At 68.6% G+C, this 19,272-nt stretch carries 17 protein-coding genes, 1 tRNA gene and 1 pseudogene; 10 read left to right on the top strand and 9 right to left on the bottom strand.

Going from position 1 to position 19,272, the window contains the following annotated elements:
- Positions 1 to 53: 53 nt before the first annotated feature.
- A complete protein-coding gene (locus tag ACFVAV_RS27005) occupies positions 54 to 815 on the bottom strand; it encodes a DUF6319 family protein (protein ID WP_379038185.1) in 762 nt (253 codons plus the stop codon).
- A gap of 140 nt (positions 816 to 955) precedes the next feature.
- The gene (locus ACFVAV_RS27000; RefSeq protein WP_379038182.1) at positions 956 to 2,131 is read right to left on the bottom strand and encodes an alpha-hydroxy-acid oxidizing protein; all 1,176 of its coding nucleotides are present in this window, start codon (positions 2,129 to 2,131) and stop codon (positions 956 to 958) included.
- Between the two features lie 121 nt (positions 2,132 to 2,252).
- Between ACFVAV_RS27000 and ACFVAV_RS26995 the strand changes: the two genes are divergently transcribed.
- Entirely contained in the window at positions 2,253 to 2,468 is a 216-nt protein-coding gene (locus ACFVAV_RS26995; protein WP_378846647.1) for a hypothetical protein, read from the top strand.
- Positions 2,469 to 2,472: 4 nt separating this feature from the next.
- On the opposite strand, the gene ACFVAV_RS26990 is transcribed toward ACFVAV_RS26995, so the two are convergent.
- Positions 2,473 to 3,291 (bottom strand): amino acid-binding protein, encoded by an 819-nt coding sequence (locus ACFVAV_RS26990; RefSeq protein WP_379038181.1) that lies wholly within the window; start codon positions 3,289 to 3,291, stop codon positions 2,473 to 2,475.
- 469 nt (positions 3,292 to 3,760) lie between these two features.
- On the opposite strand from ACFVAV_RS26990, the gene ACFVAV_RS26985 reads away from it, so the two are divergent.
- From ACFVAV_RS26985 to ACFVAV_RS26975, 3 genes and pseudogenes are all read left to right on the top strand, one after another.
- The gene (locus ACFVAV_RS26985) at positions 3,761 to 4,945 is read left to right on the top strand and encodes an RNA-guided endonuclease InsQ/TnpB family protein (protein WP_379038179.1); all 1,185 of its coding nucleotides are present in this window, start codon (positions 3,761 to 3,763) and stop codon (positions 4,943 to 4,945) included.
- A gap of 62 nt (positions 4,946 to 5,007) precedes the next feature.
- A pseudogene (locus ACFVAV_RS26980) lies at positions 5,008 to 5,949 on the top strand (PTS fructose transporter subunit IIC); the annotation flags it as partial.
- Positions 5,950 to 5,975: 26 nt separating this feature from the next.
- A complete protein-coding gene (locus ACFVAV_RS26975; protein WP_379038177.1) occupies positions 5,976 to 6,233 on the top strand; it encodes an HPr family phosphocarrier protein in 258 nt (85 codons plus the stop codon).
- A gap of 59 nt (positions 6,234 to 6,292) precedes the next feature.
- Here the strand turns inward: ACFVAV_RS26975 and ACFVAV_RS26970 are convergent.
- A tRNA-Met gene (locus ACFVAV_RS26970) sits at positions 6,293 to 6,366 on the bottom strand.
- A gap of 69 nt (positions 6,367 to 6,435) precedes the next feature.
- On the opposite strand from ACFVAV_RS26970, the gene ACFVAV_RS26965 reads away from it, so the two are divergent.
- Both ACFVAV_RS26965 and ACFVAV_RS26960 read left to right on the top strand, forming a co-directional pair.
- Positions 6,436 to 6,585 (top strand): hypothetical protein, encoded by a 150-nt coding sequence (locus ACFVAV_RS26965; RefSeq protein ID WP_379038176.1) that lies wholly within the window; start codon positions 6,436 to 6,438, stop codon positions 6,583 to 6,585.
- 156 nt (positions 6,586 to 6,741) lie between these two features.
- Entirely contained in the window at positions 6,742 to 7,278 is a 537-nt protein-coding gene (locus ACFVAV_RS26960) for a transglycosylase family protein (protein ID WP_379038175.1), read from the top strand.
- 67 nt (positions 7,279 to 7,345) lie between these two features.
- Here ACFVAV_RS26960 and ACFVAV_RS26955 read toward each other — a convergent pair whose 3' ends face one another.
- On the bottom strand, positions 7,346 to 10,324 hold the full coding sequence (locus ACFVAV_RS26955) for a UPF0182 family protein (RefSeq protein ID WP_379038174.1): 2,979 nt from the start codon (positions 10,322 to 10,324) through the stop codon (positions 7,346 to 7,348).
- A gap of 158 nt (positions 10,325 to 10,482) precedes the next feature.
- Between ACFVAV_RS26955 and ACFVAV_RS26950 the strand changes: the two genes are divergently transcribed.
- Positions 10,483 to 11,061, top strand: a complete 579-nt coding sequence (locus tag ACFVAV_RS26950) for a PPA1309 family protein (RefSeq protein WP_379038171.1) — start codon at positions 10,483 to 10,485, stop codon at positions 11,059 to 11,061.
- On the opposite strand, the gene ACFVAV_RS26945 is transcribed toward ACFVAV_RS26950, so the two are convergent.
- Complete coding sequence (locus ACFVAV_RS26945) at positions 11,062 to 12,087, bottom strand: PDZ domain-containing protein (RefSeq protein ID WP_379038169.1); 1,026 nt, start codon at positions 12,085 to 12,087, stop codon at positions 11,062 to 11,064. It abuts the gene before it with no gap.
- 127 nt (positions 12,088 to 12,214) lie between these two features.
- On the opposite strand from ACFVAV_RS26945, the gene ACFVAV_RS26940 reads away from it, so the two are divergent.
- From ACFVAV_RS26940 to ACFVAV_RS26930, 3 genes are all read left to right on the top strand, one after another.
- Positions 12,215 to 13,630: a zinc-dependent metalloprotease gene (locus ACFVAV_RS26940; protein WP_379038168.1), complete on the top strand. Its 1,416-nt coding sequence runs from the start codon at positions 12,215 to 12,217 to the stop codon at positions 13,628 to 13,630.
- 209 nt (positions 13,631 to 13,839) lie between these two features.
- The gene (locus ACFVAV_RS26935; protein ID WP_379038167.1) at positions 13,840 to 14,712 is read left to right on the top strand and encodes a TOMM precursor leader peptide-binding protein; all 873 of its coding nucleotides are present in this window, start codon (positions 13,840 to 13,842) and stop codon (positions 14,710 to 14,712) included.
- 59 nt (positions 14,713 to 14,771) lie between these two features.
- On the top strand, positions 14,772 to 16,121 hold the full coding sequence (locus ACFVAV_RS26930; protein WP_379038165.1) for an ABC1 kinase family protein: 1,350 nt from the start codon (positions 14,772 to 14,774) through the stop codon (positions 16,119 to 16,121).
- Positions 16,122 to 16,224: 103 nt separating this feature from the next.
- On the opposite strand, the gene ACFVAV_RS26925 is transcribed toward ACFVAV_RS26930, so the two are convergent.
- From ACFVAV_RS26925 to ACFVAV_RS26915, 3 genes are all read right to left on the bottom strand, one after another.
- Positions 16,225 to 16,479 carry a WhiB family transcriptional regulator gene (locus ACFVAV_RS26925; protein WP_189027533.1) on the bottom strand — a complete coding sequence of 85 codons (255 nt, stop codon included), beginning with the start codon at positions 16,477 to 16,479 and terminating at the stop codon, positions 16,225 to 16,227.
- A 176-nt stretch (positions 16,480 to 16,655) separates the two neighbouring features.
- Positions 16,656 to 16,982: a hypothetical protein gene (locus tag ACFVAV_RS26920; protein ID WP_379038163.1), complete on the bottom strand. Its 327-nt coding sequence runs from the start codon at positions 16,980 to 16,982 to the stop codon at positions 16,656 to 16,658.
- Between the two features lie 109 nt (positions 16,983 to 17,091).
- On the bottom strand, positions 17,092 to 19,248 hold the full coding sequence (locus tag ACFVAV_RS26915; protein ID WP_379038161.1) for an ATP-dependent DNA helicase UvrD2: 2,157 nt from the start codon (positions 19,246 to 19,248) through the stop codon (positions 17,092 to 17,094).
- Between the last annotated feature and the right edge of the window lie 24 nt (positions 19,249 to 19,272).

The following is a 19,272-nucleotide window of genomic DNA, read 5'->3' as shown; positions in this document are numbered from 1 at the left end:
ACGGTGCCTGACCGGCGGGACAGGAGGGGCCGCGACCTCGAGCGCGCCAGCGCTCAATTCAATTCCGCCAGGAGCCTTTTGGCCGCCTCCAGTTCGGCCTGCAGCTGGGCGACCTTGGCCTGCTGCGCGCCGCGCGCCGCTTCCAGGATCCCCGCCACGACTTCCTCGACCTCGGGGTGCAGGATCTTGGCGGCCTGGGCGACCGCGCCGCTGGTCACCGCCAGTCCCTTCACACTGCGCTTCTTGCCGTTGACCACATCGACGGTCCATTCGCCGTCGGCGGAGCCGGTCAGCGTGACGGTCACCTCGGGCGCCTTGGGCTTGCGCGCCACCGGGGTCTTCGCCGGGCGCGGCGTCGCCGGCTTGGGCGCGGTGGCGGACTCGTCGGGCACTGGCGCGAGCGGCCGCGGCGCGGGGGGCGTCGGGATCGTGCTCGGCAGGGTCGACGGCTGGGTCACAGTGGTGTCCTTTCGGTTGCTCGGCTCGGGCACGCTCTCCGGACGGGTCCGCGTGGATCCGCCCGGCGCTACGGTAGTCGCGCGGGCCGGCTTGGTCAGTGTCACCTCGCTCGGTCCGAACGACAGCACATCTTTGGAACCGGTGGGCCGTACCTGCAGGAAGTCGCCGTCGGAAGGATCGCCGAGTGCGACGACCTTGCCCGACTTGCCCTCGGCGACACCGACGGCGGCGGCGGTGAACCACACCATCGGCGGTTTGCCTTCGGCCAGCTCGCCGGCGATGCGCGCGAGCTCGGCCTCGGACAGTACCTGCTTGGCTGATCGGCGGGATGCGGACTTGGTGCTCGGCGAGGACATCGTGGACTCCGGAAGGTTGGTGCGTTCTACAGCGTGGTGTGCTGGAGATGATGCCGCACGGCACCGACAGGTTAGGAGTCGAGCCCACTGTCACGGCCCGAAAACCCGTCCGGTGACGGGTATCCGGGCCGTCCGCCGGATCAGCCTCTGGTCGCGTTTCCGCGGGTGGTCGGCCGGATGTTCGCCCGCACCGCGGCCACGTCGGGGTACCCGTTGACCGCCATCAGCAGGTCGGCCTCGGCGGCGTAACTGCGCAGCACATGCACCAGTCCGCGCACCCCGCCCAGCGCCAGCCCGTACACATACGGCCTGCCGAGCCCGACCATCGTCGCGCCCAGACCCAGCGCCTTCACCACATCGGCGCCCGAGCGGACCCCGGAGTCGAACAGCACCGGCACCCGGTCGTCACAGGCGGCGGCGACGGCGGGCAACGTCTCCAGCGCGCTGAGGCCGCCGTTGGCCTGGCGGCCACCGTGATTGGAGCAGTAGATGCCGTCGGCGCCGAAGTCGATCGCCTTGCGCGCGTCCTCGGGGTGCGAGATGCCCTTGAGGATGAGCGGCAGGTCGGTGATCGAGCGCAGCCAGGTCAGGTCGTCCCAGGTCAGCGAGTTGCCGAAGGTCGAGATCCAGTGCAGGACAATCATCTTCGGGTCGTCGGAGCCGACCATCGCCTGGAACACCGGGTCGCTGGTGTAGTTCTTCAGCACGTGACCGCGCAGCTGCGGGAAGTTGCCGGACGCCAGGTCGCGCGGGCGCCAGCCGGGCACCCAGGTGTCGAGGGTGACGGTGATGCCCGCGTAACCCGCGGCCTCGGCACGATGGACCAGGCTCTCGGCCAGCTCCCGGTTCTTCGGCGTGTACAGCTGGAAGAACGACGGCGTGTCGCCGGCGTGCGGGCGCACATCCTCGAGCGGGTCCTCCATCAGCGTCGAGTACATCGCGGGCACACCGGTTTTCGCCGACGCCTGCGCGACCGCGATGTCACCGTGGCCGTTCTCGCCGACCAGGCCGATCACCCCGACCGGCGCCAGGAACAGCGGGCTGGCGAAGGTGTGCCCGAAGGCGGTGACGGTGAGGTCGCGCTCGGTCGCGCCGACCAGCATCCGCGGCACCAGACCCCAGTCGGCGAACGCCTCGGCATTGCGACGCTGGGTGAGCTCGTCACCCGCGCCACCGGCGATGTAGTTCAGGAGGGAATCGGGTAGCGCGGCGGTCGCTTTGCGCTCGAGCGTCGCGTAGTCCATGGGGAACTCGGGCTGGATCCCGCCGAGCGCGGCCAGGTAGATCTCGTTCTGATAGTCGGCGAACTGGCTCATCGCTGAACTTTCGCATGCGAGCCGTGGTTCACAAACCCCAGGGGCGATGTAAGGTGCGTCATACTCGTAAGTAGACAGCAGCGAACCAGCAGCGCGTTCCGAGATTGTGAGTGCCCCTGTCGTGACCCTCGTCGAACACTCGGCCGCGGCCGCACCCGCCGACCCGGACGTTCTCCTCGCTCAGCGCATCACCAGCGCGGCCATCCGGTACCTCACCCTCCTCGCCTGCGGTCTGTCGCAGGATTCGATGGACCTGCTCACCTCGGTCACCGACCGACTACGCGCCGCCGAGGGCGCGCTACGCGATCCACTCACCAGCGACCTCGGCTTCGACTGACACCTCATCGACGTCGCGCCGTCAGCGCGGCCAGGTCGGCCAGCCGATGGGCGCGGGCGATCTCGGCGGGCGTGAACGGTTCGTCGGGACGGACGAATCCCCAGCGGCATTCGACGCCCTCGATTTCCAGCAGGGTGCCCTCGCCTACGTCACCCGCTTCGGGTGTGCCGGGCGCCAGGTAGCGCGCCCCGAGCAGTTCGGCTACGGCCAACGGCAATTCGTCCGGATCGCCCACGATGCGGGCGGCGATCGACAGCGCTTTGGTCTGGCCGTCGATCAGTGACAGCACCGTGGCGGGCCACACTCGCACCCCTGATCCGCCCGCCTGCACCACGGCCGCGGTGAGGGTGTGCACGGTGACCTCTGCGGGCGCGGCGACAACCACTTCGTCCAGGACGGCGTCCTCGAGTTGATGCACGTGCACCGTCAGGATGTTGGCATCGCGGTGCGCCAGGTGTTTGGCCAGCGTCTCCAGCGCGCCCGGCCGGTCCGCCAGCCGGACCCTGATCCGCCACAGCGCCTGTGCCTGGTCGATCCGATCGCGATGCCGCAGTTCCGGGCCGTGCAGCCAGCCGCCGAGCATGCGCATCGCCGACGGTTCGACCACCCAGATCACCAGGATCGTGGTGGTGATCGTCAGCAGCGCGACCGTCAGCAGATACGGCGGGTGCAGGTGGATCACCAGCGCGTGCAGCGCCAGTTCCACCGGGAACACCGCCGCCAGTTTGGCCAGCGCCAGCCGGGTGCGGCGGGGATGCGGCAGACGGCCGCACACCTCGCAGGCCAGGTCCGTGACACGGGGTCGCACTGCGATTCGCCACATGCGGGTCAGCGTCGCCTGCGCGCGTGTCGATCACCGCAGAGCCACGTAACAGCAGCGTGACGGCCTGCGCGAAATCCGTTGACCTGCAGTGATTTCCCTGGTGATACCTGCCACTCGCCGCACTTCGCTGTGACCACGGGCACCATCGCTACCGGGATGTAGCCCAGCGCTCCGCCTTCAGACCAGGGGTGAAGGCACACGCGGGAGGCCCGCCAGGGAGACCTGTCCCCTCAGCTCATCTCTGGCCTGGCATCAACAACGTCATGGCCCACAACACCTAGACAGGACGACCCTGCTGCTCAACGTAGTGCCGCAGAACCGAGATCGGGGCCCCGCCGAATCCGGTGCACGCCGACCGCTTGATCGCCTCCATCCGCTCGAGATGACGGTCGGTGAACACCCGATACTCGGTGACGAAACCAAGTGGGCGTGAAGAACGAAAACACAGTTCCCGCCAGTACGAACAGCATTGCAGTTCGCTATAATCAATGCTTATGCTGCCGGGGTGCAGCTCCGATACCGGTACCGCGTCTACCCGACGCCCGGCCAGCAGATCGCGCTGGCTCAGGCGTTCGGGTGTGCGCGGGTGGCGTTCAACGACGCGATCGCCGCACGCGAGCAGGCACGTCGGAACGGATTGCCGTGCCCGACAGACACGCAACTGTCGAAAGCCCTCACCTCGGTCAAGAAGACACCGCAGCGGGCGTGGCTGGCCGAGGTGTCGTCGGTGGTGTTGCAGCAAGCTCTCGCGGATGCGAACACCGCCTACCGCAATTTCTTCGCCTCGCTTACCGGGAAACGAAAGGGACCGAAGTTGGGGGCGCCTCGGTTCCGGTCGCGTCGCGACAACCAGCAGGCGATCCGGTTCACCCGCAACGCACGCTTCGAGGTGATCGCGGGCGGGAAGCTACGGTTGCCGAAGATCGGCGAGGTGAAGGTTTGTTGGTCCCGATCCCTGCCGTCCGAGCCGTCGTCGGTGACTGTCGTCACGGACGCGGCCGGACGATACTTTGCATCGTTCGTTGTCGAGACCACCGATCAGCCGCTGCCTGAGATCGACGCCGAGGTGGGTGTCGATCTGGGTCTGGCCACGTTCGCGGTCTTGTCGAACGGCAAAACCATCACTTCCCCGAAGTTTCTGCGGCGAGCCGAACGTAAACTCCGCAAGGCGCAGCAGGCCCTGTCCCGCAAGGGCAAGGGCAGCAACAACCGGGCCAAGGCACGCCTGCGGGTCGCCAAGGCTCACGCGAAGGTGGCCGACTCGCGCCGCGATTTCGCGCACAAGCAGTCCACGGCGATCGTCCGCGAGAACCAAGCGGTCTATGTCGAGGACTTGTGCGTGAAGGGCCTCGCGCGTACACGGTTGGCGAAGTCGGTCCACGACGCCGGGTGGGGCATGTTCCTGCGCCTGGTGCAGGAGAAAGCCGCCCGGTACGGGCGGACGGTCGTCAAGGTGGACCGTTGGTTCCCGTCGAGCCAGACGTGTTCGACATGCGCGCGAGTAGATGGGAAGAAGCCGTTGTCGGTCCGGGAATGGACCTGCCCGTGCGGGGCGGTGCACGACCGTGATCTGAACGCAGCGATCAATATCCTCGCCGCCGGACGGGCGGAGAGGCGAAACGCCTGCGGAGAGACGGTAAGCCTCCCCGCTTAGCCGGGGAGCACGACTCGATGAAACAGGAACCCACCGGAGGACCGTGTCGCGGTTCAGGAGGAATCCCCGGACTGCCCGACGGCGGCCTGGCCACCTACTTCGGTGCTGTGCTGTTCCAGATCGGCTCGCTCGCGTTCAGCTTCCTGGTTCCGGCGCTGGCGGGCTATATCGCCTTCGCGATCGCCGACCGGCCCGGTCTGGCACCGGGTTTCACCGCGGGCGCCATCGCGGTGTTCGTCGGCGCCGGATTCCTCGGCGGCCTCGTGGGCGGTCTGGTCGCCGGTTTCGCCGCCCTGTGGGTCGGCAGACTGCCGGTGCCGGCCTGGGCGCGCGGCCTGATGCCGGTGGTGGTCATTCCGCTGCTGGCGTCGCTGATCGTCGGCGTCGCGATGTTCGTGCTGCTCGGCAAACCGCTCGCCGCCGTCACGAGCGGGCTCACCGACTGGCTCAACGGCCTGTCCGGCACCTCGGCGATCGCGCTCGGTGTCATCCTGGGCGTGATGATGTGCTTCGACCTCGGCGGGCCCGTCAACAAGGCCGCCTACTCCTTCGCCGCCGTCGGCCTGTCGGTGACCGACACCGCGACGCTGCGGATCATGGCCGCGGTGATGGCCGCGGGCATGGTGCCGCCGCTGGCGATGGCCCTGTCGACCACCCTGCGCCCGCGGCTCTACACCGAGGCCGAGCGGGAGAACGGCAAGGCCGCCTGGCTGCTGGGCGCCTCGTTCATCTCCGAGGGCGCGATCCCGTTCGCCGCGGCCGACCCGCTGCGGGTGCTGCCGTCGATGATGGTCGGCGGCGCGGTCACCGGCGGCCTGGTGATGGCCACCGACGTGACCCTGAGCGCGCCACACGGCGGCATCTTCGTGTTCTTCGCGATCGGGCATCTCGCCTGGTTCGTGCTGTCGTTGCTGGCCGGCACCGTCGTCGCCGCATTCTGCGTCACCCTCGCCAAGGAAATCACCCGCAAACAGTCCGTATCCCCCGTCCTCATTCCCGCGTAATCCATTCGCACACAAGGAGATATCCCATGGCCAGCACCACCGTCATCGTCGGCTCCTCGATCGGCCTGCACGCCCGCCCCGCCGCCCTGATCGCCGAGGCGGTCGGCGCGGCAGGGGTCCCCGTCACCATCGCGCTCACCGGCGGCGACCCGGTCGACGCGGGCTCGGCCCTGATGATCATGACCCTCGGCGCGGGCCAGGGCGCCGAAGTGGTGCTCACCAGCGACGACCAACCCACCCTGGACAAGATCGCCGAAATGGTCGCCAGCGACCTCGACGCCTGAGCTCCCCGACCGGACAACACGAAAGGCCCGGAACCTGGTGGTTCCGGGCCTTTCGTTTGTAGCGGGGACAGGATTTGAACCTGCGACCTCTGGGTTATGAGCCCAGCGAGCTACCGAGCTGCTCCACCCCGCGTCGGTGAATACAACATTACACACGGGTTAGCGCGGATGCCAAATCGTGAGGTCAGCGGCGGTTTTCGAGGTGCTGGACACGATCTTCGGCGGACCGCCGAGCAGTGCGGAAGCCCAAGATGTGACGGGTGTCACCAAATGGCGGTTCATCGTCAGCCTTCGCCTCACCGCCGCCGCGAGGCGAGGAAATCCAGTGACCGGGGTCACTATTTCGGCGTGATCTCACGCACATAACGGTGCAATAACAGACTGACCAGAATCCGGGTATTACCCAGCGCTATGCAGCGTAAACACTGATAAGACACCTATTTCATTCATACAATTGCCTCGTTATCAAGACGTGATTGTCATGGATTTATAGGTTAGCGTCTCCCCCATGACTGAGACCCGGAAATTCCGCACCCGTGCCCTTGGCGTCGCCGCCATCACCGGCGCCCTGGTTGCCGTTCCGTTCAGCCTGGCCACCGGCACCGCCTCGGCCGCGTCCCACAACTGGGACGGCGTCGCCCAGTGCGAGAGCGGCGGCAACTGGGGTATCAACACCGGTAACGGCTACTACGGTGGCCTGCAGTTCTCGCAGAGCACCTGGGCTGCCAACGGCGGCCAGGGTTCGGCGCACAACGCCAGCAAGGACGAGCAGATCCGCGTCGCGGAGAACGTGCTCGCCAGCCAGGGCGTCGGCGCGTGGCCGCACTGCGGCCAGTACCTGCAGGCCGGCACCTCGGAGCCCGCCGTGGTCGAGGAGCCCGCCGTCGAACTGCCGGTCGAGCTGCCCGCCGAGACCGAAGTCCAGACCGCTGTCGACCAGGCCAAGGCCGCCGGCCAGGCCCTGGCCGACCAGTACGGCGTCGCCGGTCAGTACCAGGACCTGCTCAACGCCAGTGCCCCGCTGATCGCCTCGATCGGCGGCTGATCCACCGTTCCCCCTGCACAAGAAAGGCCCCGCCATCCGGCGGGGCCTTTCTTGCTGTTCGGTACGGCTACCGGCCGCCCGCGTCCTGGTACGCCTTCACCGCGGCGTCCAGTTCCTCGAGCGCCTTACCGAAATCGGTGAAGTTGCCCGTCCGCATCGCCGTGCGCACCGCCTCGATCTTGCGGCTGAGCTCGGCGGCCGCGGCCTCCTGGCCGGTGGACCCCGGCGGGATCGTCGTCCCGGGCAGCGGGGTCGTGCCCTGCGGCGGCGTGGTGCCCTGCTCGACCGGTGGCGTCGCACCCGGCTTCGGCTTCAGCGCCGGGTCACCGCCGAACGGCGTAGCCAGCGAGCCCGAACCCGGCAGGACCTGGTTCAGTGCCTCGGCCAGCGTCGCCGCGTAGCCGACCTTCACGCTGCCCGCCGCGTCGCGATAGCTCACCAGCACGCGCAGCAGCTGCGGGAACGTCGACGAACCGGTGTTGCGTTCGTTGTAGAACGGCTCGACATAGAGGATGCCGCCCTCGGCCACCGGCAGCGTCAGCAGATTGCCGTAGCGGATCTTGTTCGAGTTCGACAGCAGCGTCTTCTCCCGTGACACCGCGTCGGCGGTGGTCATCGAGTTCTGTGTCTGCTGTGGGCCCTGGGTCTGGGAGTCGGTCGGCAACTGCAGCACGGTGAACTTGCCGTAGTTGTCCGGGTCCGAGCGCACCGCGATGTAGGCCGACAGGAACTGGCGGTTGTAGCCGACCATCGCCGAGGTCAGGCTGAAGACCGGCTTGTTGGTCTTCGGATCGCCCAGCAGCACGTAGTACGGCGGCTGGTTGAACGTGCCGCCCTCGATCGTCGGATCGCTGGGCACCGACCAGAACGCGTTGTTGGTGAAGAACTCACGCGGGTTGTCCACGTGGTACTTGGTCAGCATGTCGCGCTGCACCTTGAACAGGTCCTCGGGGTAGCGGAAGTGCGACCGCAGTTCCGGGGAGATCTCGCTCTCCGGCTTCACCGCGTTCGGGAACACCCCGCGCCAGGCCTTGAGCACCGGGTCGGTGGTGTCGGTCTCGTACAGGGTGACGGTGCCGTCGTAGGCGTCGACGGTCGCCTTCACCGAGTTGCGGATGTAGCTGACCTCCTTGCGCGGGATCACCCGGCCGGTCCTCTTGTCGATGCTGTCCTCGACCGCGCCGTCGAGCGAGGTCGACTGCGCGTAGGGGTACTTGTCGAGGGTGGTGTAGGCGTCGACGATCCAGACGATCCGCTGGTCGACGACCGCCGGGTAGGCATTGCCGTCGGTGGTCAGCCACGGCGCGACCTTCTGCACGCGCTCGCGCGGACCGCGGTTGTACAGGATCTTGGACTCGTCGCTGATCGCCGAGGAGAACAGGATGTTGCGCTCGGCGTACTTGGCCGCGAAGGCCAGCCGGTTGAACCAGTTGCCGATCGGCACGCCGCCGCTGCCCTCGTAGGTGTACGAGGCCTGGTCGGAGTCGTATTCGCGCGGCGCCTGGCCGTCGGTGGCGCCGACGATGGCGTAGTCGGGATCGGACTGGGCGATCAGCTCGCCGTAGTAGATGCGCGGCTGGTCGACCTTGATCTGCTGGTCGTCGATCTTGGTGAACAGGTCGCTCACCATGAACAGCGGATAGCCGGAATCGCTGCCGCCCGCCGCGCTCTGCGCGTCGGACTGCGGCTTGTTCACCCGGTTGGCGGGCGCGGCGACGAAGCCGTTGCCATGGGTGTAGACGGTGTGCTGGTTGATCCAGTCCTTCTGGTTGCCCGACAGCGCTTCCGGATGCAGCTCGCGCGCGGCGACGATGTAGTCCTGCATGTCGCCGTTGAGGGTGTAGCGGTCGATGTCGAGCGACTCGGGGAAGCCGTAGAAGTTCTTCAGCTGCTTGAGCTGAGTGAACGTGGGCGAGAGGATGTTCGGGTCGAGCAGGCGGGCGTTGCCGATGGTCACCGCGTCGGCGGGCACCTCGAACGGGTTCTTCGTGCTCTCGCCCTTGTATTCCTGATAGTCGATCTTGTCGTCGGTGATGCCGTATGCCTGGCGCGTAGCCAGGATGTTGCGTTCGATGTACGGGCTCTCCTTGTCAGCCGCGTTCGGACGCACCGAGAACTGCTCGACCACCATCGGCCACACCGCGCCGACCAGGATCGACGAGAGCACGAGCAGCGCGGCGGCCATCGCGGGCACCCGCAGATCGCGCAGCACGATGCCGGCGAAGAACGCGATCGCGCAGATCACCGCGATCGAGAGCAGGATCAGCTTGGCGGGCAGCACCGCGTTGATATCGGTGAACGACGGACCGCCGAACGTCGGCTCCTTGCGGGTGCTCGACAGCAGGTCGTAGCGGTCGAACCAGTACGCGACCGCCTTGAGCAACACGAAGATTCCGGCGAGCACGGCCAGCTGCACGCGCGCGGCCCTGGTCAGCGTGCCCTCGCGCCCGGCCAGGCGCAGGCCGCCGAACACGTAATGGGTCACCAGGTTCGCGAAGAACGCGATCACCACGGCGACGAACAGCCAGTTCAGGACCATCCGGTAGAACGGCAGATCGAAGGCGTAGAACCCGACGTCGAGGTGGAACTGCGGGTCCTGCTGACCGAAATCACCACCGTGCAGGAACATCTGCACCGTGGCCCAGTTCGACTGCGCCACCAGCCCGGACAGCAGGCCGAGCAGCACCGGGATGCCGATGCCGAACAGCCGCAGCTTGCTCATCACGGTGGTGCGATAGCGCGCGATCGGGTCGTTGGGTCCGGCGACCGGCACGAACACCGGCCGCGACCGGTAGGCCAGCAGCAGCGCGCCCCACACGACGAGGCCGACGAACAGCGCGACCACGGCGAACAGGGTCAGCCGCGTCACCAGCACGCCCAGATAGACACTGCGATAGCCGACCTCGCCGAACCACAACCAGTTGGTATAGGCGTCGGTGAGACGTGGCCCGAGCAGCAACAGCGCCGCGAGAACGACTGCTGTCACCAGCAGCACTCGGCTGCGTCGGGACAACGAAGGTAAGCCGGTGGGGGGCCGCATGCCCACGGTGCCACTCTCCAGGGTCCGGCGGTGCCCTGCGCCGGTGATCGGCGCAGACACCGCAGTCCGATGTTGCGGTTGGTCCGTGACCGGACCGTTGGCGCCCACTCTACGGAAATCGGACACCGTGCAGGCGCCTGGGCCGAAAATGATTGGATGGGCGGGTGACCGATGACCAGCACGCCGAAGCCGTCCTCGCCCGTTGTGTGCGCGAGGTCGTCGAGTTCGCCGACGCCGAGGGCTGGGGTAACCCGCCGCAGATGTTCGCGTTGGTGCCGACCGCCGACCTGGTCGCGGCCGAACCCGGCCTCGAGGATCAGCTCGACGACGGCAGCGAGCTCACCCCCATCGCGCAGGAAGCCTTCCCCGACGACATCACCGGCGGGTCGATGGCGCTCGACGAATTCCTCGCCACCACCACCTGGCCGCCCGCCGTCGAGGGCTGTGTGCTGGTCCAGGAGATCGTGGTGCTGCCGCCGGACGCCGAGAGCGATCTCGACGAGGCGCTCGTCCCGCTGCTCGCCGACGACGATGCCGCCGATGCGGCCGGTCGCGCCGCCGCGCACGCCCATCCGGGCAGGCGCGACGCGCGGCTCATCGCCGGGGTGCTGCGTCAGGGCACGTCACTGTGCCTGCTGCAGATCCGGCCCGAGGACGACGACGGCTTCGGCGATCTCGACCTGCGCACCTACCCGAATCTGGCGCCCGGCCTGGTCGAGGCGCTGCACCACACGCTGGAGTGATCAGCCGCAGCTGACGGCCTCGCGGCCCGCGTCGATGTCGGCCAGCGAGGTCACCGCGCTGTCGAGGGTGTCGACCTTCACCAGCCGCAGGCCCTCCGGCGCGCGCTGACGGGCCTCGTTGCAGTTGTCGGCGGGGACGAGGAATGTCTCGGCGCCCGCCTCGCGGGCGGCGATCATCTTGTACTGGATGCCACCGATCGGGCCGACCTTGCCTTCCTGATCGATGGTGCCGGTGCCCGCGACGAACCGGCCGCCGTTGAGCTCACCGGGCGAGAGCTTGTCGATCAGCGCCAGGCTGAACATCAGTCCCGCCGACGGGCCGCCGATGTCGGCGAGGTTGAACTCGACCTGCAGGGGCGGGCGGCCGCCCTCGCCCGGCGTGATGCCGAGATAGCCCTTCGACGCGTCGTCGGGCCGGGCGCCGAGGGTGATCGGCGTGGTCTGCTCGGCGTCGCCGCGCCGGTAGACGACCGTGATCGTGGTGCCGGGGCCCTTGGTGCCGACGATGTCGATCACGTCCTTGGGTGTGGTGATCGGGATGCCGTCGATGCTGAGCAGCTCGTCGCCGACCTGCAGCACGTCCTTGGCCGGGCCCTCCTCGCCGAGTCCGCGCACCAGCACCACCGTCGGCATCTTCAGGAAGTGCAGCGCCGCGACCTCGGCATTGCTCTCGGAATCCTTGAATTCCTGCTGATTGGACTTGTCGACCTCTTCGCGCGGCACCCCCGGCGGGTACACCTCGGCGCGCGGGACGAGGCCGTGTTCACCGCTGGCCCAAAACCCGAACGCCTCGAACAGGTTGAGCCCGTCGCGCACCGAGACCGTCGTCATATTGAGCTGCCCGCTCGTCGGATCCAGCGGCGCGCCCGTGACGTCGACCACCTGCTTTCCGTCGACCACGCCGAGGGTGTCGAAGGTCGGGCCGGGGCCGAGCGCGACGAACGGCACGGTAACCACGCTGCCGACGACTCCGAGCACGAGCACGGGTACCAGGGCCACGATCAGGGTGAGGATCCGACGATTCACTCCGACCACAGTAGTGATCACCCGCCGTGACCGACGGGAGTGGCACGCTTTTGCCGTGCGCGCCGCCCGCCCGATTTCGCGATGCGCGAACACCGTGGGCCCCGGGGTCCCGCGTAACGTAAGAGGTATGAGCGATCTCCCCTTCGGCTTCTCGAACCGCGACGACGACGAGTCGGGCAAGCGTCGCGACGAGGCGAACGGTCCCGGCGGAAACGATCCGTTCGGGTTCGGGGCGGCGGGCGCGGGCGGCTTCGACCCGTCGCAGCTGGGTCAGATGCTGACTCAGCTCGGGCAGATGATCAGCGGCATGGGCCAGGCGACGGGACCGGGCGGCGCGCAGTCGGGCCCGGTCAACTACGACGTGGCCAAGCGACTGGCCCGCCAGCAGCTCGGCGCCACCGTCGCGCCGATCGCGGCGAAGACGACCTCCGCGGTGGCCGACGCGGCGCACCTGGCCGAGCTGTGGCTCGACGGCGCCACCACGCTGCCCGCGGGCGCGTCGAAGACGGTCGCGTGGACCGCCAACGACTGGATCGAAGAGACCCTGCCCACCTGGAAGCGCCTGTGCGATCCGGTGGCCGAGCAGATCTCGGGCATGTGGACCGCGCAGCTGCCGGAGGAGGCCAAGCAGTTCGCCGGGCCGATGGTCGGCATGCTCGGCCAGATGGGCGGGCTGGCGTTCGGTTCCCAGCTCGGTCAGGCGCTCGGCCAGCTGGCCAAGGAGGTGCTGACCTCCACCGATATCGGGCTCCCGCTGGGCCCGGCCGGCACCGCGGCGCTGCTGCCGACCGCGATCTCGGCGTTCAGCGAGGGGCTCGAGCAGCCCGAGAGCGAGATCATGGTGTTCCTCGCGGCCAGGGAGGCCGCCCACCAGCGGCTGTTCGGGCATGTGCCGTGGCTGCGTCAGCAGGTACTCGGCGCGGTCGAGGGCTACGCGCGCGGCATCAAGATGGACTTCTCCGCGCTGGAGGAAGCCGCCCAGAACATCGATCCGATGTCGCTGAGCGACCCGTCCAAGCTCGAGGAACTGCTCTCCCAGGGCACGTTCGAACCGCAGACCACCCCCGAGCAGAAGCAGGCGCTCGAGCGCCTCGAGACCCTGCTCGCGCTGATCGAGGGCTGGGTCGACGTGGTGGTCACCGACGCCGTCGGTGAGCGCCTGCCGGGTGCGGGTGCGCTGTCGGAGACGCTGCGCCGCCGTCGCGCGAGCGGCGGGCCCGCCGAGCAGACCTTCGCCACCCTGGTCGGTCTGGAACTGCGCCCGCGCAAGGTCCGCGAGGCCTCGGCGCTGTGGCGCCGGCTGACCACCGATGCGGGCATCGAGCGTCGTGACGGCGTGTGGGCGCACCCCGATCTGCTGCCCGATTCCAGCGATCTGGACTCTCCCGCCGGCTTCATCGACTCGGTGATCGGCGGCGGCACCGGCGCATTCGACGACCCGCTGGCCCAGCTCGCCGAGACCGAGGCGCGGGAACGAGACGAGGCCGAGCGCGGCAAGTCCGATCCCGATACCGACCCGAATACCGGCGCCGACCGTCCCTGATCCGCACCTCGAGCCCGGTCCGCGAAAAATCTGCGCATCGTGCCGGCGCGACACGGTTCCGTGCCGCCTCCGCAGCCGGAAACCCCGCGCCGACCGGCGGGACACGAGTTGTCCACAGGTCGACAGCACCGACCCGACACGCCGAAAGCCTGTGGATAACCCGGCTTTCGGCAGGCTGCCCGCCGTGGCCGGATGCCGATACTCGGGACATGACGACCACGACGCCACAGCGCGGACCGATGCTCCACCCCAGGGTGACCACGCTGGTCCGCCCGTCGGGCACAGTGCAATTGGGCTGGGATCCCGAACGCGCACTGCTGCTGGAGACCACCGAACTCGACACCGGCACGGTGCTCGCCTTCCTGCGACTGCTCGACGGATTGCAATCGAGGCCACAGATCATCTGGCGCGCAGGGGAATTCGGGATCACCCCCGACCGCACCATCGCCCTGCTCGCCGCGATCGAGCGGGCCGGACTGCTGCTGCAACCCGAACGCAAACAGGGCCGGATCCGCGCCGTCACCGTGCACGGACTCGGCCCGCTCTCCGATGCGGTGGCGATCGGATTGCGGCGCATGGGTTGTCGTCCGGTCCGGTCGCGGGAGTACCGGCCCGACACCGTGATCGGGGCAGGCGGCGATCTGGTGGTACTCACCGATGCCCTGATGGTCGATCCCCGCCTGTCGGTGGACCTGGTGCTGCGCCGGATACCGCACCTGCAGGTGCGGGTGCGCGACGGCGTCGGCGTGGTCGGCCCGCTCGTGCTGCCCGGCGAGACGAGCTGCCTGCGCTGCGCCGACCTGACCCGCACCGGATTCGACGCCGAGTGGCCGCATCTGGCGGCGCAGCTGCTCGGCCGCACCGGGCACGCCTCCCCCGCCGGAATCGCGGCGACGACCGCGCTGGCCATGGGCGAACTGGAGGCGATTGTCGCGTGCTCGCCGCGACGACGGCCCGGCACACTCGACGCCACCGTCGAATTGGATCTGGACACCCACGAGGTACAGCGACGGCCCTGGCCGCCGCACCCGGACTGTGGGTGCAGGACCGTCGCCGCCACCGGGTCGGGCACGGGCCGATGAGGACCTACACCGACCGGTGTGAGCATTCCCATGGCACATCGCGGGCAAGTTCGGCCATGATGGGTAGCGTGTCCGAGATCGTGCGCCGCAGTTCCAGCCGCAATGCCAAGTTGGCCAAGATACCGCTCGGCATCGCCGGACGAGCCGCCGTCGGGTTCGGTAAGAAGCTCGTCGGTGGTGACAAGCAGCAGATCAACGCGACGCTGAATCAGAAGGCCGCCGAGCAGTTGTTCACCGTGCTCGGTGAGCTCAAGGGCGGCGCGATGAAGTTCGGTCAGGCGCTCAGCGTGATGGAGGCCGCCGTCCCGGAGGAGTTCGGCGAGCACTACCGCGAGGCGCTCACCAAACTGCAGGCCGCTGCCCCGCCGCTGCCTGCCGAGACCGTCCACCGGGTGCTCGACCAGCAGCTGGGCACCAAGTGGCGCGACCGCTTCCAGTCCTTCGACGACACCCCGGCGGCCTCGGCCAGCATCGGCCAGGTGCACCGGGCGGTGTGGTCGGACGGGCGGCCTGTCGCGGTGAAGGTGCAGTACCCCGGCGCTGACGAGGCCCTGCGCGCCGATCTGAAGACTCTGTCGCGGATGACCGGGCTGCTCTCCTCGGTGATCCCCGGCGCCGATGTGAAGCCGCTGCTGGCCGAGATCACCGAGCGCACCGAGGAAGAACTCGACTACCGCACCGAGGCCGCCAATCAGCGCCGCTTCGCCGCCGCGTTCGAGGGGCATCCGCAGATCGTGGTGCCGCGTGTGGTGGCGGGCGCGCCGAAGGTCATCGTCACCGAATGGCTCGACGGCACGCCGGTCTCGGCGCTCATCGCGGCGGGCGCGGCCGATCCGGAAGGCACACGGGCACAGCGCAATCGGATCGCCGAGCTGATGGGCACCTTCCACTTCTCGTCGCCCGAAATCGCGGGCCTGCTGCACAGCGATCCGCATCCTGGCAATTTCCTCGTACTGGCCGACGGCAGGCTGGGGGTCCTCGACTTCGGTGCCTGCGCGCCGATGCCCGACGGCTTCCCCGAGATCCTCGGCCGGATGCTCGCCCTCGCCGTCGCCGAGGACCACGCCGCGCTCACCGAACTGCTCTACGAGTACGGCTGGGTGATCCCCGGCCGCACCGTCACCCACGAGGAGATCGAGGCGTACCTGCGCCCGTTCAGCGACCCGATCCGTACCGACACCTTCCACTTCACCCGCGCCTGGATGCAGCGCGTCGCGGGCAAGGCCTCGGAGTTCACCAGCCCCGAGATGAAAACCGCACGCGCACTGCAACTCCCGGCCGAGTACCTGATGGTCTTCCGGGTCCTCGGCGGCTCGGTCGGCATCCTGGCCCAGCTCGACGCCGAACTCGGCTTCATGAATCTGGTCCGCACCTGGGTCCCCGGCTTCCGGGCCGAACGCGCGTCGTAGTCCGGCGGCCGCGGCGGCGAACGCGACTACCGCACAATGCAAAACGAACCGCTCACCAGGACTCGGTGAGCGGTTCGCTTGCGGTACAACCCCATTCCGGGGATCATGCCGGGATCGCGACCTTGCGCGGGCGACCACGCGGGCGCTTGCGGGCGATCACGACACCCTGGTCGAAGATCTCACCGCCCCAGACACCCCACGGCTCGGCGCGGTCGATGGCCGCGGTCAGGCAGCCCTTGCGGATCGGGCAGGACGCGCACAGTTGCTTGGCCTGCTCGAGGTCGTTCGGGCTCTCGGCGAACCACAGATCAGGGTTTCCGGCCCGGCAGGGCAGGGACGCCACGGTTCGGCATGTCACGTCAGTAGTGGCCGACGGCCAGTCCTGGGCGGTGAACACGTCGTTCTCCTTCAGCTCGTTTGCAGCGGTTGTTCGTTCGGTGTGCGAACCCGGTGCCAACGGCTGAGGAGCCGAATGAAAATGGCCACGGATTTCGCTTCTCGCGATCCGTGGCCAGGAGGTCTGGGAGGAGTTCCCTACCTAGTTCGACATCTCTGTCGAGACCTGATCACGGTCGCTGGGTGGACACGGAGGCGGATTGCGCCGGCGAATTCGGGTGCGTATCCGAAATCGACGGCCGGTGCTGCCGGGGCCTCGATGGCCGTCGGCTGCCAACCCACGCTGGGCTTGTCCTGGAGACGAATCGGGGTGTGCTGATGGACGACAGTCATCGGCACAGCTTTGGTATCGACGCCGGACAGACCGGTCCCCTGCAGAGCGAGGACCCCCCGGGAGGCGGACACCATGGATGCGTTCACCAGGACGCGATTGCCCATCGCGTCGAACGTGGTGTTGCTGTTCATCTGACTGCCTCCCTCCTGAACTCGTGTGCTGATAGAAACTCGCGCCGAAGTGACCCTCGGTGCGTGTTCTCCACCATAGGCAATGATCGAGAACCGAACAACCTATTTTCTACCTGCGGTTTTGTGTCGTAGCCCGCATCCGTGACGCGACGATGGCGAGCACGTCGGCGCCGTACTGTTCGATCTTCTTCGCGCCGATCCCGGCGATCGACGCCAGTGCCGCGTCGTCGGCGGGGAGCTGCTCGGCGATAGCGGTGAGCGTGGTGTCGGTGAAGACGACGAAGTCGCGCACCCGCAGAACCTCGGCCTTCTCCGCCCGCCACGCCTGCAGCGCCTCGAGTAGCTGAGGGTCGAGCTCGGCCGGGCAGCGACGGCACCGGCCGAGCATGGTGGCGTAGGTGCCGATCAGCGGCTTCGCGCAGACCCGGCACAGCGGGCGCTTGCCGTCGGTGTCCTTCGGGCCGGTCGCGGTCGCGGCGATTCGCGACGCGGGCGAGTCGTCGGGCACCAGCCCGTTGAGGAACCGCGATCGCCTGCGCACCCGCCTGCCGCCCTCGGCGCGGGCCAGCGCCCAGGACACGGCGAGATGCTCGCGTGCCCGGGTGACGCCGACATAGAGCAGCCTGCGTTCCTCTTCCAGCGCCGCCTGATCGGACGGGCTGCCGTCGTCGCCGAGGACATGCTGGATCGGCAAGGTGCCGTCGGCGACGCCGACCAGGAACACGGCATCCCATTCCAGGCCTTTCGCCGCGTGCAGCGAGGCCAGGGTGACGCCGTCGACGGTCGGCGGATGCTTGGCCTCGGCGCGGGTCGCGAGTTCGCGCAGCAGCCCGGTGAGGTCGATCTCGTCGTCGTGGCCGACCAATTCCTCGGTGAGCTGCACCAGCGCCAGCAGCGAGGACCAGCGTTCCTTGGCCTGCGCGCCCGCCGGCTCCTCGGCGGTGAGCCCCACCGGGGCGAGCGCGGCTCGGACCAGCGTGATCAGTTCGGCGCCGCTGCGCGCCTCGTCGGGCAGGTCGTCGCGGGCATCGGTCTGGCGCAGCGCCTGAATCGCCTGGCGCACCTCCTGCCGCTGGAAGAACCCTTCCCCACCGCGCACCTGGAACGGGATATCGCGGGCGTTGAGCGCCTGCTCGAACGGTTCGGACTGGGCGTTGATCCGGTAGAGCACGGCGATCTCGGCGGCGGGGGTGCCCGCGGCGATCAGCTTCTTGATCCGGCCCGCGACGGCCGCGGCTTCCGCGGGCACGTCGGGGTATTCGGCGAATTCGGGTTCCGGCCCGTCGGGGCGCTGCCCGATCAGCGCGAGCCGGGTCCCGGCGATGCGGCCGCGGGCGGCGCCGATCACCCGGTTGGCCAGCGACACCACCTGCGGTGTCGACCGGTAGTCGCGTTCGAGCCGGATGACGGTGGCGTCGGGGAAGCGGCGGGAGAAGTCGAGCAGATAGTTCGGGGTGGCGCCGGTGAAGGAGTAGATGGTCTGGTTGGCATCGCCGACGACGGTGAGATCGTCGCGTTCACCCAGCCACGCGTCGAGCACCCGCTGCTGCAACGGGGTGACGTCCTGGTACTCGTCGACGACGAAGCTGCGGTAGCGGCCACGGAATTCGTCGGCGACGGCCGGATAGTCCTCGAGCGCGGCCGCGGTGTGCAGCAGCAGATCGTCGAAGTCGAGCAGCAGGCCGTCGGCGGAGGTCTTCATCGACTCGTAGCCCGCGTAGACCTGGGCGACCCTGGTGACCTCGACCGGCGCGTCGCGGTGGTGCCGCGCCGCGGCGGCCGGATAGTCCTCGGGCGCGATCAGCGACGCCTTGGCCCATTCGATCTCGCTGAGCAGATCGCGGATCAGTTCGGTGGAGGTGCCGAGCCCCACCCGGTGCGCGGCCTGCGAGACCACGGGGAACTTGCTGTCGAGCAACCGCCACGGCACGTCACCGACGACCTGCGGCCAGAAGTACCGCAGCTGCCGCAGCGCCGCGGCGTGGAAGGTGCGGGCCTGGACCTGCCCGGCCTCGCCGCCGAGTCCCATCGTGCGCAGCCGGTTGCGCATCTCCCCCGCCGCCCTGGCGGTGAACGTCACGGCCAGCACCTGGTCGGCCTTCACGTGTCCGCCCGCGATCAGATGCGCGATCCGGTGGGTGATGGTCCTGGTCTTGCCGGTACCCGCGCCCGCTAGCACGCACACCGGTCCTCGTGGTGCCCGCACCGCGGCGGCCTGTTCCGGGTCGAGGGCGGTGAGATCGAGTGCTGGCACGGGCACCATCATGACAGCGCCCGCCGACAACCGGAC

This window comes from Nocardia sp. NPDC057663 (assembly GCF_042799895.1).
Lineage (GTDB): Bacteria > Actinomycetota > Actinomycetes > Mycobacteriales > Mycobacteriaceae > Nocardia.
Note: the sequence above shows the minus strand (reverse complement) of the source record. Positions and strands in the feature narration are given on the sequence as shown.

What these genes read in the sequence shown, in the direction of transcription:
- ACFVAV_RS27005 (WP_379038185.1), bottom strand. Translation starts at nt 815, where the DNA reads ATGTCCTCGCCGAGCACCAAGTCCGCATCCCGCCGATCAGCCAAGCAG.
- ACFVAV_RS27000 (WP_379038182.1), bottom strand. Translation starts at nt 2,131, where the DNA reads ATGAGCCAGTTCGCCGACTATCAGAACGAGATCTACCTGGCCGCGCTC.
- ACFVAV_RS26990 (WP_379038181.1), bottom strand. Translation starts at nt 3,291, where the DNA reads ATGTGGCGAATCGCAGTGCGACCCCGTGTCACGGACCTGGCCTGCGAG.
- ACFVAV_RS26975 (WP_379038177.1), top strand. Translation starts at nt 5,976, where the DNA reads ATGGCCAGCACCACCGTCATCGTCGGCTCCTCGATCGGCCTGCACGCC.
- ACFVAV_RS26960 (WP_379038175.1), top strand. Translation starts at nt 6,742, where the DNA reads ATGACTGAGACCCGGAAATTCCGCACCCGTGCCCTTGGCGTCGCCGCC.
- ACFVAV_RS26940 (WP_379038168.1), top strand. Translation starts at nt 12,215, where the DNA reads ATGAGCGATCTCCCCTTCGGCTTCTCGAACCGCGACGACGACGAGTCG.
- ACFVAV_RS26935 (WP_379038167.1), top strand. Translation starts at nt 13,840, where the DNA reads ATGACGACCACGACGCCACAGCGCGGACCGATGCTCCACCCCAGGGTG.
- ACFVAV_RS26930 (WP_379038165.1), top strand. Translation starts at nt 14,772, where the DNA reads ATGGGTAGCGTGTCCGAGATCGTGCGCCGCAGTTCCAGCCGCAATGCC.
- ACFVAV_RS26920 (WP_379038163.1), bottom strand. Translation starts at nt 16,982, where the DNA reads ATGAACAGCAACACCACGTTCGACGCGATGGGCAATCGCGTCCTGGTG.
- ACFVAV_RS26915 (WP_379038161.1), bottom strand. Translation starts at nt 19,248, where the DNA reads ATGATGGTGCCCGTGCCAGCACTCGATCTCACCGCCCTCGACCCGGAA.